This window comes from Delftia sp. JD2, from assembly GCF_001682645.1.
GTDB classification, from domain to species: Bacteria; Pseudomonadota; Gammaproteobacteria; order Burkholderiales; family Burkholderiaceae_C; genus Comamonas; species Comamonas acidovorans.
The window spans coordinates 40,837-58,057 of the sequence record NZ_LFJT01000040.1; the positions used below are offsets into that span (position 1 = coordinate 40,837).

The 17,221-nt window shown below is 63.8% G+C and carries 15 protein-coding genes; 12 read left to right on the forward strand and 3 right to left on the reverse strand.

The window, feature by feature from the left end; all coding sequences use genetic code 11:
- The first annotated feature begins 16 nt into the window (after positions 1-16).
- From ACM14_RS20200 to ACM14_RS20240, 9 genes are all read left to right on the forward strand, one after another.
- On the forward strand, positions 17-1,213 hold the full coding sequence (locus tag ACM14_RS20200; RefSeq protein WP_065347124.1) for a chromate transporter: 1,197 nt from the start codon (positions 17-19) through the stop codon (positions 1,211-1,213).
- 61 nt (positions 1,214-1,274) lie between these two features.
- Positions 1,275-2,183, forward strand: a complete 909-nt coding sequence (locus ACM14_RS20205) for a Fe-Mn family superoxide dismutase (RefSeq protein WP_005797796.1) — start codon at positions 1,275-1,277, stop codon at positions 2,181-2,183.
- Between the two features lie 4 nt (positions 2,184-2,187).
- Complete coding sequence (locus ACM14_RS20210) at positions 2,188-2,646, forward strand: chromate resistance protein ChrB domain-containing protein (RefSeq protein WP_046987171.1); 459 nt, start codon at positions 2,188-2,190, stop codon at positions 2,644-2,646.
- A gap of 24 nt (positions 2,647-2,670) precedes the next feature.
- Positions 2,671-3,051: a hypothetical protein gene (locus ACM14_RS20215; RefSeq protein ID WP_013722014.1), complete on the forward strand. Its 381-nt coding sequence runs from the start codon at positions 2,671-2,673 to the stop codon at positions 3,049-3,051.
- Positions 3,052-3,123: 72 nt separating this feature from the next.
- A complete protein-coding gene (locus ACM14_RS20220) occupies positions 3,124-4,026 on the forward strand; it encodes a DUF1259 domain-containing protein (RefSeq protein WP_065347125.1) in 903 nt (300 codons plus the stop codon).
- On the forward strand, positions 4,023-4,445 hold the full coding sequence (locus ACM14_RS20225) for a hypothetical protein (protein WP_206120602.1): 423 nt from the start codon (positions 4,023-4,025) through the stop codon (positions 4,443-4,445). Before ACM14_RS20220 ends, ACM14_RS20225 begins: the two co-directional genes overlap by 4 nt.
- Before the next feature lie 46 nt (positions 4,446-4,491).
- Positions 4,492-6,318: an ABC transporter ATP-binding protein gene (locus ACM14_RS20230; protein WP_065347126.1), complete on the forward strand. Its 1,827-nt coding sequence runs from the start codon at positions 4,492-4,494 to the stop codon at positions 6,316-6,318.
- Positions 6,315-8,117, forward strand: coding sequence for an ABC transporter ATP-binding protein (locus ACM14_RS20235; RefSeq protein WP_065347127.1), 1,803 nt, complete (start codon positions 6,315-6,317; stop codon positions 8,115-8,117). The genes ACM14_RS20230 and ACM14_RS20235 overlap by 4 nt, the downstream gene beginning before the upstream one ends.
- 15 nt (positions 8,118-8,132) lie before the next feature.
- Complete coding sequence (locus tag ACM14_RS20240; protein WP_065347128.1) at positions 8,133-9,062, forward strand: phosphotransferase family protein; 930 nt, start codon at positions 8,133-8,135, stop codon at positions 9,060-9,062.
- An 83-nt stretch (positions 9,063-9,145) separates the two neighbouring features.
- Here the strand turns inward: ACM14_RS20240 and ACM14_RS20245 are convergent, their stop codons facing one another.
- On the reverse strand, positions 9,146-9,526 hold the full coding sequence (locus ACM14_RS20245) for a TIGR02391 family protein (protein ID WP_254662102.1): 381 nt from the start codon (positions 9,524-9,526) through the stop codon (positions 9,146-9,148).
- Positions 9,527-9,719: 193 nt separating this feature from the next.
- On the opposite strand from ACM14_RS20245, the gene istA reads away from it, so the two are divergent.
- The 3 genes from istA (at position 9,720) to ACM14_RS20260 (ending at position 14,179) form a co-directional block, all read left to right on the forward strand.
- Complete coding sequence (gene istA / locus ACM14_RS20250) at positions 9,720-11,243, forward strand: IS21 family transposase (protein ID WP_005800234.1); 1,524 nt, start codon at positions 9,720-9,722, stop codon at positions 11,241-11,243.
- A complete protein-coding gene (gene istB / locus ACM14_RS20255) occupies positions 11,233-12,042 on the forward strand; it encodes an IS21-like element helper ATPase IstB (RefSeq protein ID WP_005800232.1) in 810 nt (269 codons plus the stop codon). The genes istA and istB overlap by 11 nt, the downstream gene beginning before the upstream one ends.
- Before the next feature lie 1,039 nt (positions 12,043-13,081).
- A complete protein-coding gene (locus tag ACM14_RS20260; RefSeq protein WP_006226249.1) occupies positions 13,082-14,179 on the forward strand; it encodes an IS5 family transposase in 1,098 nt (365 codons plus the stop codon).
- 178 nt (positions 14,180-14,357) lie between these two features.
- Here the strand turns inward: ACM14_RS20260 and ACM14_RS32760 are convergent, their stop codons facing one another.
- On the reverse strand, positions 14,358-14,543 hold the full coding sequence (locus ACM14_RS32760) for a DUF2790 domain-containing protein (RefSeq protein WP_367648578.1): 186 nt from the start codon (positions 14,541-14,543) through the stop codon (positions 14,358-14,360).
- Between the two features lie 441 nt (positions 14,544-14,984).
- Complete coding sequence (locus ACM14_RS20265) at positions 14,985-16,919, reverse strand: integrase arm-type DNA-binding domain-containing protein (protein WP_023083474.1); 1,935 nt, start codon at positions 16,917-16,919, stop codon at positions 14,985-14,987.
- Positions 16,920-17,221 lie beyond the last annotated feature (302 nt).

The window sequence follows — 17,221 nt, forward strand, 5'->3', positions numbered from 1 at the left end:
TTAGGAACGAATCTTCATGAACGAGACCACTTCAGCTGCAGCCATCAGCAGTGCGGCGCCTCGCAGCTATACGCTGTGGCAATTGATTGCTTATTTCTTACGGCTCGGAGCACTGGGCTTCGGCGGACCCGTAGCCCTGGCCGGCTACATGGATCGCGACTTGGTGGAACGGCGCCAATGGTTCACCGAGGCAGACTACAAGGAAGGGCTGGCCTTGGCGCAGCTCGCGCCAGGACCGTTAGCCGCGCAGTTGGCCATCTACCTGGGCTTTGTTCACTACAGCTTCCTAGGGGCCACCCTGGTGGGCCTCGCTTTTGTGCTGCCCTCGTTTCTGATGGTGATCGGACTGGGTTGGGCCTATACGCATTTCGGCGGCCTGGGTTGGATGCAGGCCGTGTTTTATGGCGTGAGTTCCGCTGTCATTGGGATCATTGCTATCAGCACCTGGAAGCTCTCTACCAAGAACATCGGCAAAGACAAACTGCAATGGGCCATCTTTGCAGTAGCGGCGGCGGTGACGATCATCACCCAATCCGAGGAACTGTGGCTGTTCCTGGGCGCAGGCATTCTCGTGTGGTTGTTGCGCGCGCCGCCGAAATTTATTAAGCCGTCCAGCACGCTGCACAGCAGTGCTATTCCTTTGCTGGCCTTGCTTGGCTTGTCCAACGTCGACTGGACCAGGCTGTGGCAGATCACCAAGTATTTCTTCTACTCGGGCAGCTTTGTTTTTGGTAGCGGCCTAGCTATCGTCCCGTTTCTGTACAGCGGAGTGGTCAAGGAGTACGGATGGTTGACCGATCACCAGTTCCTTGACGCTGTCGCAGTCGCCATGATCACTCCCGGTCCTGTCGTCGTCACTACCGGGTTCATCGGCTTTCTGGTCGCGGACTTCTGGGGCGCGGTTGCTGCGGCGCTGGCAACCTTCCTGCCGTGCTATCTCTTCACAGTCCTGCCAGCCCCGTACTTCAAGAAATATGGAAAGAAACCGGGAATCGTGGCATTCGTCGATGGCGTGACGGCAGCCGCCATCGGATCGTTGGCCGGAGCCGTGGTAGTTATCGGGGTGCGCTCGATCAAGGACGTTCCCACGGCGCTACTCGCCCTGGGGACTGCTGCCTTGCTTTGGAAATTCAAGAAGTTGCCGGAGCCGATCGTTGTCGCTGCCGCGGCACTGATTGGGCTGGTCGTCTACCCGCTGGTGACCCGCAGCTGAATAGAAGCGAGAGGAGTCCACGCCTTAACCCATGACTTGCCACATTTCTAGGAACACTCCAATGGATTTACAACTACGCCCCCTTACCATCAACCTCGCTGCCCTCAACGGGCTGTCCGAGAAACTCATCCTCAGCCATCACGCGAATAACTACACCGGCGCAGTCAAGCGCCTGGATGCTATTCGCCAGCAACTGGCGCACCTGGATTGGCCGACCGCTCCGGTCTTCATGATCAATGGCCTGAAGCGCGAAGAGCTGATCGCCGCCAATTCCGCTTGGCTCCACGAGCTGTACTTCGACACGCTGGGAGGCGACGGTGCATTGCCGGACTCCGGCCTGGCAGTTGCCTTGGCCCGCGACTTTGGCAGCGTTGACCGCTGGCGCACGGAATTCTCCGCACTGGCCAAGGCCATGGGCGGCGGCTCGGGGTGGGCGCTGCTGTCATGGTCCACACGCGAGGCGCGGCTGATCAACCATTGGGCGGCAGACCATACGAACCTGCTGGCCGGCGCCACACCGCTGCTGGCACTGGACATGTACGAGCACGCCTACCACATGGATTTCGGTGCCAAGGCGGCCGCGTATGTTGACGCCTTCATGCAAAACATCCGCTGGAATGCCGTGATGCAGCGCTACGCTGCCGCCGTCGAGGCTGATGCACTGCCCTGGTCGGCCGCACCAGAGGAAGTCGGCGGTGACCTCCAACTGATCGACGTGCGACGCACGGCAGGCTACGCACAAGCGCCTGATCGCATCGCCGGGGCCATTCGGCGCGATCCCGTGCAGTTGGCAAATTGGAGCCGTGAAATCGATACCTCTAAACCCGTCCTTGTGTATTGCGTGCACGGCCATGAAGTCAGCCAGTCGGTGGCGCTCGCGCTACGAGCGCATGGCCTCGACGCACGCTTCGTGGCCGGAGGCATCGAAGCCTGTCGCGCTGCTGGCGTGACATTTGAAGCAAAGGAGTAGCACCATGAAGTGGATTACACGCGAACGCCCCAAGATCGACCGCATCGCCTGTCCCTGGCTGGTTGCGCGCTTCATCGACCAGCAGGCGGAATTTCTCTATGTGCCGGCCAGCGAGGTGCTGAAAACCGCCAACGCTACCGGCGCCATCCCCTACGACATCCCGAATGTCGAACTAAGCCATGTGGGCGAGCTGTGCAGTTTCGATGCCTTCCTGTCGAAGTACCACCTGGACGACCCAGCGCTGCGCCAGTTGGCCGAGATCGTGCGCGGCGCCGACACCTCCCGGCTCGACCTGACGCCGCAATCAGCAGGGCTCTATGCGCTCTCGCTCGGGCTGTCGCACAACTTTAGCGACGACCACGAAATGCTCCAGCACGGCATGGTGATGTACGACGCCCTCTATGCGTGGTGCCGCGCATGCCAGGCCGAGACACACAACTGGCCGCCGGTCATGCCAGCCTGATCCGCCCAACTGAAAATGCACCAAATGTCCGCAATCCCCCGTCTTGCCTTCGCCACACTCATTCAGTCCCTGAGCCTGGTGGCGGCATCGGCAGCGCCCGGCCCCAGCGAACTCACCGGCGCGCAGATCAAGACAGTCTTCGTCGGCAATGTCATATCCGAAGGCGCGCACTGGTCCGCTTACCTCCTTCCCGATGGACGCACGAAGTCCATTGAACTGGGGCGGCCGCACCAGGGGCATTGGAAGATCGTGGGCAAGGAATTGTGCGTAAGCATCAGCACGGGTGTAGAGCCCGAATGCTGGACGGTACTGCGCAAAGGCAAGGCCTATCTGCTGCGCGCCCACGGCCAAGACCTCTACGAGGTCACTCCGGAACCTCTGTCGTCGAAATACCCGTTCGATTGACCGGCACCTGCCTCGATTACCCGCTCCGGCCAGCCCCCGGAGCTGCATCCCGCCAACTACCAAGGAAACTCCATGCTGCGTCTAACCCTCTCCACACTGGCCCTGGCCGCGGGCCTGCTCACTACAGGCGCCCCGGCCATGGCCCAGGCCATCGACACCGCTGCCATCGAAACGGCCACCGGCCTCAAGGGCAGCTACAACCAGGCGGAAAACGTCTTCAAGGTCAGCAAGCCACGCGACGACGTGAAGATCAATGTCGATCGCTGGACCATGCCACCGTTCATGGGGCTCACCTCCTGGGCCGCGTTCACGCCAATGGGCTCGTCCACCATGATGATGGGCGATACGGTGCTGTTCGAGGATGAAGTCAACCCGGCGATGAGCGCCGCGCTGGACAACGGCCTGGAAGTGACTGCGCTGCACAACCACTTCTTCTTCGACCAACCCAAGGTCTTCTTCATGCACATCGGCGGCATGGGGGATGCACGCAAGCTCGCCACAGGCGTGAAGGCGGTGTACGACCGCATCGCGCAGGTGCGCGCCGCCCAAGGCACGCCGGCCAGCAGCTTCGCGGGTGACATCGCATCGCCAAGCCATGTGACTGCTGCACCCATCGAGGAGATTCTGGGCAGCAAGGCGCAGGTCAAGGATGGCATGGTGAAAGTAACCCTTGGCCGCACAGCCAAGATGCATGGAACCACCGTCGGCAATGAAATGGGCATCAATACCTGGGCGGCCTTTGCTGGCGACGATGAGCATGCGGTGGTTGATGGCGACTTCGCCATGCATGAAAACGAACTGCAGACGGTCCTGAAGACCATGCGTGGCCAGAGCATCAACATCGTGGCAATCCACCAGCACATGACCCACGAGGAACCGCGCTACGTCTTTCTGCATTACTGGGGCAAGGGCAAAGCCGTGGATCTGGCCCTGGCGGTAAAGAAGGCATTGGACGCGCAGAAGGCTGCGAAATGACGAAGAAAACCTTCAGCTCGGTGCCGCAGCGCCTCCCAAGCAGCCCCACCCGGCACCTCGCGCGCCTCACCGCCGCCGGAGCCGTGTTCTGCGCACTTGCCGCGACTGCCAAGGAGGTGCCGCTGACTGGCCCGCAGATCCGTGCCGCCATCAGCGGCAAGTACGTGACTGATGAACACCATTGGGGGCACAAGTATTTCGCGGACGGGCGCGTCGAACGGTTAGAGAACGGCCGCCAGCGGTCTGCGCGCTGGTCCGTCAAAGGCAATCAGCTATGCCTGCTGCAGCCGGAAATCAGCAAGGACGAACCGATCTGCTACCAAGTCCTGCGCGACGGACAGGAGCTGCAGTACAAGGACGATGCGCAGTTCGTTGTGTATCGGGGGCTGGTGCGGCCCATGCCCAAACGAGAGCCGTGAACGGGGGCGCGAATGGCTAAGGATTGCATGCACGCAGGCGACTGACATGGCGCACTACCTCTGGAAACTGCGTCCCTACTACCGGCAGACCGCCGGGCAGCTTGTCCTCGGCTCCCTGGCAGGCGTCGTCATGAACACGGCCGTGGTCCTGCCCGCCGTGTGCCTCGGGCGCGCGATCGACGCCGCGACGCACTTCGCGCATGGCCAGGCGACGCGCGCGACGCTGCTGCAGGCCGTCGCGTTGTTCGCCGCGGCAACCCTCGCCACAGAACTGCCTCGACTGGGCAAGCGCTGGTGGTTGATGACGGCCAACGCGCGCATCCGCGCCAATCTGCGCGCGGATGCGCTGCGCGGGGTGCTCGCCTGGCCGATGGCAAAGCTGACTGCCACGCCTGTTGGCGACACCATGGCGCGCGTCATCGGTGACGTCGAGGTGCTGGGCATCGGCATCCGCGAGGTGATCGTCGAGACCTGGGACACGCTCCTGTTCTTGATGTCGTTCTTCGTCGCCATGCTGGTGCTGGACTGGTCGTTGACCCTGCAGGCGCTGATTCCCGTGCCCTTCGCGATGGTGCTGGCCTGGGCCGCCGGACGCTTTATTCACCAACGTACGACGGCGGCTCGACAAGCCAACGGCGCGTTGACCGCGGGACTGCAGGAGCAACTGTCCGGCATCCGCGTCGCGAGGCTACTGGGGATGAAGCAGGCCGCACAGACGCGGATCGAGCGGCTCGCAGATGCACAGGCGCACACCAATCTCGCGGTGGCGCGGCCCCGCGCCGGCCTGCCCGCGGTCTACACCACGCTGATGGCGGCCGGCATCGTGCTGGTGTTGTGGCAAGGCGGCGAAAAAGTCATCGCAGGCGCGTGGACGCTGGGGGCGTTCGTGACCTATCTGGACCTTTTTCTGCGCTTCACCGGGCGCGGATTTCGGGTGCCGCAGCTCGTGAACTCGGTGCAAGCAGGCGGCGCAGCCTACGCGCGGCTCGCCCCCTTGCTCGCTGCGGCCCTGCCTGCTCGCGGCGAGCATCGGTTCGCTTCGTTTCGCGCCGGCTACCTGGCCGGAACGACTCCGCGCTCGACTCTCACCGAGCCGGCGTCACGAGTTGAACGCGGGCTCGCCGTATCCCTGCACAACGTGAGCTTCTCTCACGGCAACGCCGACGCCGCCGTCACGGCGCTGAACCAGGTCTCGCTCGAGATTTCGGCAGGCGCGTTCGTAGCAGTGACCGGGCCGGTCGGCTCGGGCAAGAGTGCGCTGGCGAAGGCTCTGCTGGGCCTGTACCCGCTCGCCGGCGGTACCGTTTCCCTGGACGGCGACACGCCCGCACGACATCGCGGTGACATCGGTTACCTGCCGCAGGAGCCCTTCCTGTTCTCGGGTACGGTGCGCGAGAACATCACCATGGGACGTGAGCAGGCCGACCTCGCCACGATGAGCGCCCTGGAAATCGCCGCGCTTGCGAAGGACGTTTCGGGCTTCGAGCACGGCGTCGATGCCGAGATCGGCGAGCGCGGCATTCGCATTTCCGGCGGTCAGCGGCAGCGCGTCGCACTGGCACGCGCGGCGGCGGCGGGACCTCGGCTGCTGGTGCTGGACGATCCGTTCTCGGCGGTCGACGTCGCGACGGAGGCTCAGATCATTGCCAGCCTGCGCGCGGAGTTCGGCCGCGGGGCGCCGGCCGCGCGACAGGCCACCATCGTCCTGTGCTCGCACCGGCTGGCGGCCTTCCCGCAGGCGGATCTCGTCGTCGTGTTGGATGGAGGACGCATAGTCGAACGAGGCTCTCATGAACAGCTGATGCTGGCGGGCGGCCTGTATGCACGGATCTACGCGGCGCAGGTCGCGATGGCACAGCCGGAGGACGCATGACCGCAACACAGTCACAGCCGGCACCGACAACACGCCGAGGACTCACGACCGCCCAGGTGGGCTCGCTACTGGCGCCGCAGAGACGCCTGCTCGTGGCCATCGCAGCCTGCGTGCTTGCCGGTGCGGCGCTGGAGGTGCTGCCGCCGCTCCTCGTGCGGCAGGCCGTGGACGCCCACTTGGCCGTGGGCCGTGGCGACGGCCTGATGCTGCTGGGCGTGCTCTACCTGCTGGTCGTGGCCGGGCAGCAGGCGTTGGGCTTCGCGTCTGCGTACGGCACCGCGATCGCAGCCCAACGGGCGTTGCGCGACCTGCGCGCGCGCCTGTTTGGCCATCTGCAACGGCTGCCTGCGCGCTACTTCGACACGACCCCGTTGGGTGACACCGTCAGTCGCTGCACCGCAGACATCGACACCATCGACCGCCTGTTCTCGTCGGGCATCGCGAGCCTTGTCGCCGACCTCGTGCGACTGGTCACGATCACGGTGACGATGCTCGTGCTCAGTCCCTCGCTGACGCTGCTCTGCGGACTGGCCGTGCCGCCCCTGCTGTGGTTCACGCGCTGGTTCCAGCTGCGGGTATTGGCCGCTGAACGGGCCAGCCGGGAGGCCGTGGGAAGCGTCAACACGGCACTCGTGGAGACCCTCGGTGGCGCGGAGGTCATTCGTGCTTTCGGACGAACGGGGTTCTTCGAGCACCGCTTTCGTGGCGCTCTGCAGGCCACGCAACACGCCTATCTCGCGGCCACACGCTATTCAACGATCTACACGCCGCTGATGGCCATCCTGGCGTCGCTGATCGTCTGCGGCCTGCTGTGGGCAGGCGCCGAGGGCGCGCTGGCGGGCTGGGGTGTTTCTATCGGCACGCTCACGGCCTTCGTGCTGCTGTTTCGCCGCTTCTTCGCGCCGATAACGACGCTGGGCGAGGAATGGCAGACCGTGCAGAGCGCGCTGTCCGGGGCGGAGCGCGTGTTCCAGGTCTTGGCGCTGCCGGTCGAGGAAACACCGGTCGCCCATTCCGTGCAACAGGCAAGGAGCGAACCGGAGCCGTTGATCCAGTTGAAGGATGTGATCTTCGGCTACGTCGCCGATCGCCTCGTGCTGAAAGGCGTCTCCTTGAGCGTTCGCGCAGGCGAGCACGTCGCGCTGGTCGGGCGCACCGGTGCCGGCAAGAGCAGCCTGATGCACCTCGCCGGTGGCCTGTATGCGCCCTGGTCCGGCGAAATTCACGTGGCGGGCGCGGATCCACGCGCCATGACGGACGAGGAACGCCGTCAGCGCCTGGGCGTCGTGCCGCAGACGCTGCAACTGTTCAGCGGCAGCGTGCTCGACAACCTCACGATGGGCGACGTCCTCGTGACCCGGACTGCTTGCGAAGCCGCGGCCAAGGCAACGGGCGCGCATGCGTTCATCCGGGCACTGCCGCAGGGCTACGACACGCCCCTGGACGCGGGTGAGGCCGGCGCCGCGTTGTCCGCGGGCCAACGGCAATTGCTCGCGCTCACGCGCGCGCTGGTGCGCCAGCCTGGCGTGCTGCTGCTCGACGAAGCGACAGCCGCGATCGACCACGCCAGCGACGCTGCGTTCCGCGCCGCTCTTCGCCGCGACGCGCACGACTCGAGCCGTGCCGTTCTGATCGTGGCGCATCGGCTGTCAACGGCGCTGGAGGCCGATCGCATCATCGTGATCGAGGACGGTCGCATCCTCGAACAAGGCGCGCCGGACGAGTTGATTCGGTGCCGGGGTCGCTTCGCCGCGCTGCTGGCCATGGAGACGGCAGGCTGGGATTGGCATCAACGTTGACGTTGGAGGACAGACATGGGCAAGGACTTCTACATACAACCCGACGCGGCCGACCCGGTGCTCGATCCCGACGCGGTGCTCGCGATCGTGCGCTTGCATGCGGCGGGCGCGAAGGCCGTCAGGGCCGTCGACGAGAGCGGCGGCGAAGCGCGCGCCTATGCCATCGACAACGGCCTGATCCTGAAGGTTCAGCGACCACAACAGCTGCGCGCGCGAACGAGCCTGGACAAGGAGCGTTTCCTTTTGGAGCAGTTGGCAGGCCTGGAGGGCGTATGCGTTCCACGAGTCCTCGGTGGGGGCGTTGCCAAGCCCGGGATCGAGTACACCTTGATGACGCGCATGCCCGGCGAGCCGATACACTCGGCAAGGCTCGACGGTGACCTCCGCCGGCGTACGCTGGTTGACCTGGGGCGCATGTTGCGTCGCATTCACGCAATCCCTCAGCAACCCGTGTTCGAGGCGCGCCTGATCCCCGGCGACCACACGGCGGCCGACGTTCGCACACGGTTCGGCGGCCTCTTCGACGACGCTGTCGCAGCCGTGGCTCGGGCGGCCCAGCCCTGGCCATTTGCGGTCGACCCGTTGCAGTTGGCGCGCCTCGCGATGCGCGCCTTGCCGGACGCAGACGCCTGGGTGGCCTTGCACAGCAACCCCGGCCTCGAGCACGTCTTCGTCGATCCGCAGACCGGGCAGTTGACTGGCATCATCGACTTCGGCGATGCGTATTTCAGCCACCCGGCGCTCGATCTGCGCCGATGGCCTCGGCCCATCGATCGGGCCGCAGTTCACGCTGGGTACTGCAGCGAGGCGGAGATGAGCGAGAGCTTCAATCAGACATGGCGCGTGGCCTGCGTGCTCACCGACATGCTCGCCATTGCGCAGGATCTGGAATGCCGCGCTGCAGGGCTCGTCGAGTTGGAAGAGCTTGTCGAGCAGTTGCACTGACGGCTTACGTGATGGCTGTCTTGGCGCCGGCCGATCACCCGCGAAAGAGTAGTACCCCCATCCTCTGGAGACACGGGGAGCCGCTACAACGCCGCGGTATTCGCTTTCAGCGTGCGATCCAGCTTGCGGTGAATGAGTGATACCAGTGTCAGGATGTCCAGGGCATCTTGTTCGGACATCGGCCAGTTTGTCTTGGGGGCATGGGCGAGTGGGTTGCGCACGGCGCCGAAGAGGCCTACCAGCAGATGGGCGAAGCCTTTTTGCTCGCTCTTCTCAGATTCGGTGGCGAGAGAACCGAGAACCAGGATCGGGTTTTGCGTCGAAAACGTCCGGTTCACCAACTCGGCTCCATCCATGGTCAGGCCCGACATGGAACGGATGCGCTCGGCGACGCCTTTGGTCGACTCGAAGACGGCATGGAAGTAGTTTTCATCCAGCAGTTCGGCGCGGCAGTAGTTGAGCACTTCGACATGGACGTTGCGGTTTTCCAGTGCTGCCTTCAGCCGACCGGCGCGAGCGCGCGGCGTCCAATGTCGTGGCTGTTGGCGCCGACCGAAAACTGAGCCACTTATGAGGGTTGTGCCGACCCAAAATTGAGCCAGGTGTTCAACCTACTCTGCTGTTTTTTTGTGCAGCAGAGGACGAGGAGTGATCACCATGGACATGATTGGCAGGATCCGGCGTTTGCATGCCCGGAAGAACAAATCGGAGCGCGAGATCTCGCGCATGACGGGGCTGTCGCGCAACACGGTTGCGAAGTGGCTGCACGGCGAGGTGGATGGCCCGCCGAAGTACCGGCGCGGGGAGCAGCCGAACAAGCTCACTGCGTTCCACGAGGCGCTCAGGCAGGCGTTGAAGGCCGACGCCCGGCGGCCCAAGCGCGAGCGTCGCACGGCCAAGGCGCTGTACGCCGAGATCAGGGGCGCTGGCTACGACGGTGGCTACACGCGGGTGACCGACTTCATCCGGGCGTGGCGCCAGGGCGAAGGTCAATCTGCGAGCGCCAACGCCTTCGTGCCGCTGGCCTTCGAGCTCGGCGAAGCCTTCCAGTTCGACTGGAGCGAGGAAGGGCTGGTGGTGGGCGGGATCTACTACCGCATGCAGGTCTCGCACATGAAGCTATGCGCTTCGCGGGCCTTCTGGCTGGTGGCCTATCCGAGCCAAGGCCATGAGATGTTGTTCGATGCCCATACCCGCAGCTTTGCAGCCCTGGGCGGCGTGGCCCGGCGCGGCATCTACGACAACATGAAGACCGCGGTGGACAAGGTCAAGAAGGGTAAGGGCCGGATCGTCAATGAGCGCTTCGCGACCATGTGTGCGCACTACCTGTACGACCCGGACTTCTGCAACGTCGCCAGCGGCTGGGAGAAGGGCGTCGTCGAGAAGAACGTGCAGGACAGCCGCCGGCGCATCTGGATCGACGCGGCCAAGCAGCGCTTCGGCAGCTTCAGCGAACTCAACGCCTGGCTGGGCCAGCGGTGCCGGGCGTTGTGGGACGAGGTGCGCCACCCCGAGCACGAGCAGTTCAGCGTGGCCGAGATGCTCGAACACGAGCGGGCGCATCTGATGCCCATGCCGGCGCCGTTCGATGGCTACGTCGAGAAGCCCGCGCGCGTGTCCAGCACCTGCCTGGTATCGGTGGCGCGCAACCGCTACTCGGTGCCGTGCGAGCTGTTCGGGCAAATGGTCAGCACCAGGCTGTACCCGGGCAGCGTCGTCGTGGTGGCCAACGACCACATCGTCGCGCGCCACGACCGCCTGAGCAACGCCGGCGAGACGCGGTATGACTGGCAGCACTACATCCCGCTGCTGCAGAGGAAGCCCGGCGCGCTGAGGAATGGCGCGCCGTTCGCCGACATGCCCGAGCCGCTGCAGAGGCTGCGCCGTGGGCTGCTGCGCAACCCGGGCGGCGACCGCGTGATGGCGCAGGTGCTGGCCATCGTGCTGAGCGCCGGGCTGGACGCGGTGCTGGTGGCGGTGGAACTGGCGCTGGAGACCGGGCCGCCCGGCAAGGTGAGCGTGGAGCACGTGGTCAACGTGCTGGGGCGCCTGAATGCGGTGCCGATGCCGCAGACGGCTGCGACGCAGCTGAAGGTGAGCACACCGCCGCTGGCCAACACGGCGCGCTACGACAGCCTGCGTGCCGACAACGCCACCGAGGAGGCCGGCCATGACGCGTGACGTGACGGTTGAACTCAAGGCGTTGCGTCTGCATGGCATGGCCGGCGCCTGGGCCGACCTGGTGGAGCAAGGAACGAACGCAGGGGTGGACTCCTCGCGCTGGTTGATCGAGCACTTGCTGCAGGCCGAGGGCACGGATCGCGCCATGCGCTCGGTCAGCCACCAGATGCACGCCGCGAAGTTCCCGGTGCATCGCGACATCGCCGGCTTCGACTTCGAGGTCTCGCCGGTAGATCGCAAGCTTGTGAGCACACTGGCCGCAACCAACTTCACAGACGACGCACACAACGTCGTGTTGGTGGGTGGGCCGGGCACGGGCAAGACGCATCTGGCCACGGCCATCGGCGTATCGGGCATCACCCGGCATGGCAAGCGCGTGCGGTTCTTCTCGACGGTCGACCTGGTCAATGCACTGGAGCAGGAGAAGGCGCAAGGCAAGGCCGGGCGCATTGCATTGAGCTTGCTGCGCATGGACCTCGTCATCCTGGACGAGTTGGGCTACCTGCCGTTCAGCCAGGCCGGCGGGGCGTTGCTGTTCCACCTGCTCAGTCGCCTGTATGAACACACCAGCGTGATGATCACGACCAACCTGGACTTCGCGGAGTGGTCCAGCGTGTTCGGCGACGCGAAGATGACCACCGCGTTGCTGGACCGGCTCACGCACCACTGCCACATCGTGGAGACGGGCAACGAGTCGATCCGCTTCAGCCGCAGTACGGCAGAGGCCAAGAAGCGCATCAAGGCGCGCGAGCAGGCCCGCAAGGGCAGCAAGTCCGAGCTGCCGCAGGACGACTTCTGAAGCGGCGCCGCGCGGGGAAATCCGCTACGGGCTACGCCCTGCGCGGCTTCCCCCGCGCGCTCAACTCAACATCGAGGAGGTCAAAGAGCCAGGACAGACCTACACTTATCCACCGCCGGCCCTCTGAAGGCCGGCCCCCACCCCTGGCTCAATATTCGGTCGGCACGGTGGCTCAGATTTGGATCGGCGCCGACATAGGGATGTAGCTGTACCGCTCGGAACGGCTCTCATGCGGGGCATCCGCAAAGATGGACGGGGCCACGCGCCGGATTTGGTCATCCGACAAGGGGTAATCGGAACGCAGCGCCGGGGAATGGGAAGCAAAACGGGATGCAAGCATGTCTTTCTCCTGACTTGGTTGTTGAAGAAAACCGCACACCGGATTCCTAGATTCGGAGCCCAGCCTTTCGGCTGTTCGGTGCGGTCGGCACGAGGAACCTGGTTGGCCCTGTTGCCACCGTCTTTCCTGAGTTCATCGCCCGCGACGGTCAGGAGCGCGCGGACGGGGGCCGTCAAGGAGGCAAGCGCAGGGTTGGTGCGGCCCGCAGCGCAGCGAGGACACGGCCCTGCGCGCCTTGACGGCGCACGGGAGCGGGCTACAGTCGCGGACAAGGTGATGAAGTCAGGGGAGACGGCTGGACAAGGCAACGGCCTTCCCCATGCGCCGACCGCACGGCAAGCGAAGCGCGCAGGCCCGAAGCTGGAAGCCGGGCCGGAGGCGTCAGCCGATCAGCGCGAGGGAATGATGGAAGCCCGACAGGGGCGAAACCCCGCAGGGGGTTCGATGCGCAGCACGACAGCGCGACCGGCCATGTTTCCTGGCCGGGGACGCCCGGACTTCAAGGCTCGATGCACAAGCTCATGCTCCAGGCATCGGGAAGCCGGCTCGGCGGCCTTTGAGGGGCGCCAAGCTCGCGCGGCGGGGATAGCCCGCAGGGCTTTCCCCTGGAGACAAGCAAAGCGCGCAACGCCCCGTTAGCAGGCTGCTGAAGAACCTCTCTATCCGTAGACTATTGGGATAGTCACTTCATTCAATGCCATGCGCGGTGTAGACGTCTTCAGCGAGCAGTTATTCACGGTCAAGCGGCTGGAGGAGTTCATCCCAGCCAGCCATCCGTTGCGTCCGGTGCGGGAGATGGTCAACGAGGCGCTGCGGCGCCTGGACGGGCTGTTCGAGCGGATGTACGAGCCGAGCTACAAGGGAGGCCGCCCGAGCATCGCGCCGGAGAAGCTGGCGCGGGCGATGCTGCTGCAGGTGTTCTACAGCATCCGATCGGAGCGGCAGCTGATGGAGCAGGTGCAGTACAACCTGCTGTTTCGCTGGTTCATCGGGCTGTCGATGGACGATGCGGTGTGGGTGCCGACAGTGTTCACCAAGAACCGCGAACGGCTGATCGAGCATGACGTGGTGGTGGCCTTGTTCAACGAGATCGTGGCGATGGCCGACGCCCGTGGCTGGCTGTCGGGCGAGCACTTCAGCGTGGACGGGACGCTGATCCAGGCTTGGGCCGGTCACAAGAGCTTCGTGCGCAAGGACGGCGGTGAGGATGGCGACGGGACGGACTTCCGGGGCAAGTCACGGGGCAACGACACGCATGCCTCCACGACCGATCCAGATGCACGGTTGTACCGCAAGGGCAAGACGGCGAGCGAACTGCGCTACATGGGCCACACGCTGGCAGACAACCGGCACGGCCTGATCGCTAATGCGCGGGTGACTCATGCCGACGGCTACGCCGAGCGTGAAGCGGCCAAGGCGATGATCGGCGATGCACGCCAGGCCAACCCCGACGGTGCGCTGACGCTGGGTGCGGACAAGGGCTACGACGCAGCCGAGTTCGTCGAGGCTTTGCAGGAGATCGGGGTTGCTGCGCACATTGCGCAGAACACCAGCAACCGCCGCTCGGCGGTGCCTGATGCCATCGCCACGAGCGCCGGTTACGCGATCTCGCAGACCAAGCGGAAGCTGATCGAGCAGGGCTTTGGCTGGGCCAAGCTGATCGGCAACATCCGGCAGGTGATGGTGCGGGGCCTGGCCAAGGTGGATCAGATGTTCATGTTGAACATGACCGCCTACAACCTGGTGCGCATGCGCACCTTGGGACAGTTGTGCCTGCAGGGCGGGATAAGGGCATGAAAAGGGCGGGAATCGTGTTGAAACCGGCGCTCAAGGCCCTGAATCGGCACCTTCATGCCCAATCTGTGGCCATTGCAATCACTCGGAACGGAATAACGGCCTTACCGCTCCGCACATCAGATGGTTCTTCAGCAGCCTGCTAGGGCAAGTTGAATACTGTAAATCGCATCTCGTACAGTCAGTTCTCGTTTCGACAGTCGCTCCCCGAAGCGCGATATTCGAGTATGTTGATTTCTCCTTTCGATTCCACATAAGACATCTGCGCCGGAATTATTCCGCACTTTCCATAGGTGGGCGTGAGCCCGATGACCTTAGCGATATCAAGCGTCATTCCGTAGCGATAATGGACGACGGGAGGCAGGATTCTTTCCTGCGTTCAAGGCATATGCACGTGTGGAAGCTTCATTTGCTTGCAGCGTTTCACCATACAGTCGATCCGTCGAGCCGTCAGCAAAGGCGGGAGCAGGAGCGATAATTGCTAGTGCGATGATGTAATGTCTGAATAACTTCATTTTTTAAATCTCCCTCAGTAGGAGATTTAATCCTAGGAATTCAGACATTTCAGTGAGATGACGACCCCATTACATCTCGCTAATTACTGCGGCGCGCTCACTAATACGACCACTACATTCTGGGACGACGTAGGGGCTGACTCAGTCCGGTTGTAGCCGCTCAGAAGTCTGTGGCCTTCAGGATGGCCGCACGCCTCATCGCGCCGCGCCGTATGCGCTGTGGACTGCAAAGGCCCGCATCCTGTAGCTCAATTCCGACGGCCAAAGCATCCATCTTTGGCCGTCGGCCAGCGTCAGGCACTTTCGAGCATTGCCGCATCATTTAGCAACCGTTGAATGCGCTGGCGAGTCTCCTCTGGAATACCTTGCACAGACGAGTCAGGTCCGGGCCTGTTTGGCTGCTGCTGGGTGCCCGCGATGACCCGCACGACCATGCCCAAATTTCCTGGTGTCACGATGTCGATGGCTGCGCGATCACCCAGGTCCGGATGTGGGCGGGTCAGCATCCGGTACAGGTCCCACGGATCCGCATGCGGGCACTGGTTCATGAGCACCTGTGCCAGCTTGTGCTTGAGGGGTACCAGCTGCCAGTCGGGCACGCGTTGCCCGCGGTTGCCCAAGCTGATAGACAGCAGCTTGCCCGCCTTCAGCTCGCGGTTGATCTGGTCCTTGGACTTCCCGGCCAACTTGCCGAACAGCGGGACCGGCAGACTGCTCGGCGATTCGTAGATGGCCAGCATTTCCTCGCGCTCGCGCTGGATGACTGACACCTCCGGCTCTGGCGCATGCGTCGGGGGCGGTGGTACCTGCGACAGTCGCTGGAAGGTGATTCCCCCGTCGTTTGGCGTCACGACGATGGGTTCGGCCACCACAGGCGGAACGGATGCCGCAGAAGCAGCAGCGACGATGGTGTTGGGCTTGTCCTCCTCTGCCATGGCCGGCACGCCCTCGATATGGATCGTGAGGTGCGCGCTGGCCGCTTCCACTTGGCCCTGTTCGAGCAGATCGAGACGATCCGCCCAGTCCTGCATCATCCGGCGGCGCGGCTCAACATACTTGGCGTGGTTGTAGGCCGAACTCACCTTGTTCGGGTCCGAGTGCGAAAGCTGCGCGTCCACCCAAATCTTGGGATAGCCGATCTCGTTGAGCGCCGTCGAGATGGTTCCGCGGATGCCGTGACCGGTCAGTTGATCCTCGTAGCCCATTCGTTTCAAGGCCGCGTTGAGGGTGTTCTCGCTGATGCGCTTCTTGAGTTCGCTGCGGTGCGTGAGCAGATGGACCTGAGCCGGCCTCATCACACCCAACAGGTAGCGCACGATCTCGATGGCCTGCACGGACAACGGCACGATGTAGGGCGGAACGTCCTGCGGGCGCTTGCCGGCCTTGCGCATCTCGTCCTGGAGTTGCTTGACGATCTGCGGCGGGATGATCCACAGGCCACGGTCGAGATCGAACTGGTCCGGGGTCGCCAGCCGCAGCTCGCCGGTACGCACGCCGGTCAGGAACAGCAGCCGGATGCCGAGTTGGGTCTGCCAACCACGAGGGTTGTAGAGCCTGAGCTTGTGCAGGAACTCGGGGAGCTCCGGAAGATGCAGGTAGGGGTTGTGGTTCACCGGGGGCTTGGGTTCGGCCACCACGTCCAGGTCGGAGGCCGGATTGGCTTCCAGCCCCTCCACGATGACGAGGGCATAGCGGAACAACTGCCCCAGCCAGGTGCGGACCTTCTCGGCAGTGGTGAACGCCTTGCGCTCCTCGATCCTCGCCAGGACGCCCAGGAGTTGGGGCCGGCGAATGTCGTAGATCGACATCTGCTTGAGGCTAGGCAGCACGTCCTTGTTGAAGATCCGCAGGATCTGCGACAGCGTGCTGTTCCTGCCCTCCTTGATTTCCTTGCGGCGATGCTCGACCCACGCATCGAAGACGGCCTTGAAGGTGTAGTCGGCCGCAAGCTTGACCGCGTGTCGCTTCTGTTTCCGATCGGTATGGGGGTTGACGCCCTTTGCCAGAAGCGCCCGGGCTTCGTCGCGCAAGGTGCGCGCTTCGCGCAAACCGATCTCGGGGTAGTTCCCCAGGGAGATGCGCTTTTGCTTGCCGAGCCAGTAATAGCGCAAATGCCACGACTTGCCGCCGGTGCGGGCGACCACCAGGCCGAGGCCATCGGTGTCGGGGATGCTGTAGGTTCTCTCGGCGGCCTTGGCTTGCCGCACGGTCAGATCAGAGAGTGTCATCATCAAGCTCCTAAGTCTTGGACTTAGGCCCGATGCTGCTTGTCATCCCGATCCAACCCCAGCAACAACCCGGAACCGGCACGACCCGCATTCTTTGGCCTTGTTTTTGGCCTCAAAAATGGTGGCTGTCAGTGGACTTCCGTGGCTTTCGCTGGAATGAAAAAAGGAGCCGAAGCTCCTCTTTTCAATGACTTACAGACGTCAGTGGAAGTCTGTAGATCATAAATTGGAGCGGGAAAACGGGTTCGAACCGTCGACCTCAACCTTGGCAAGGTTGCGCTCTACCAACTGAGCTATTCCCG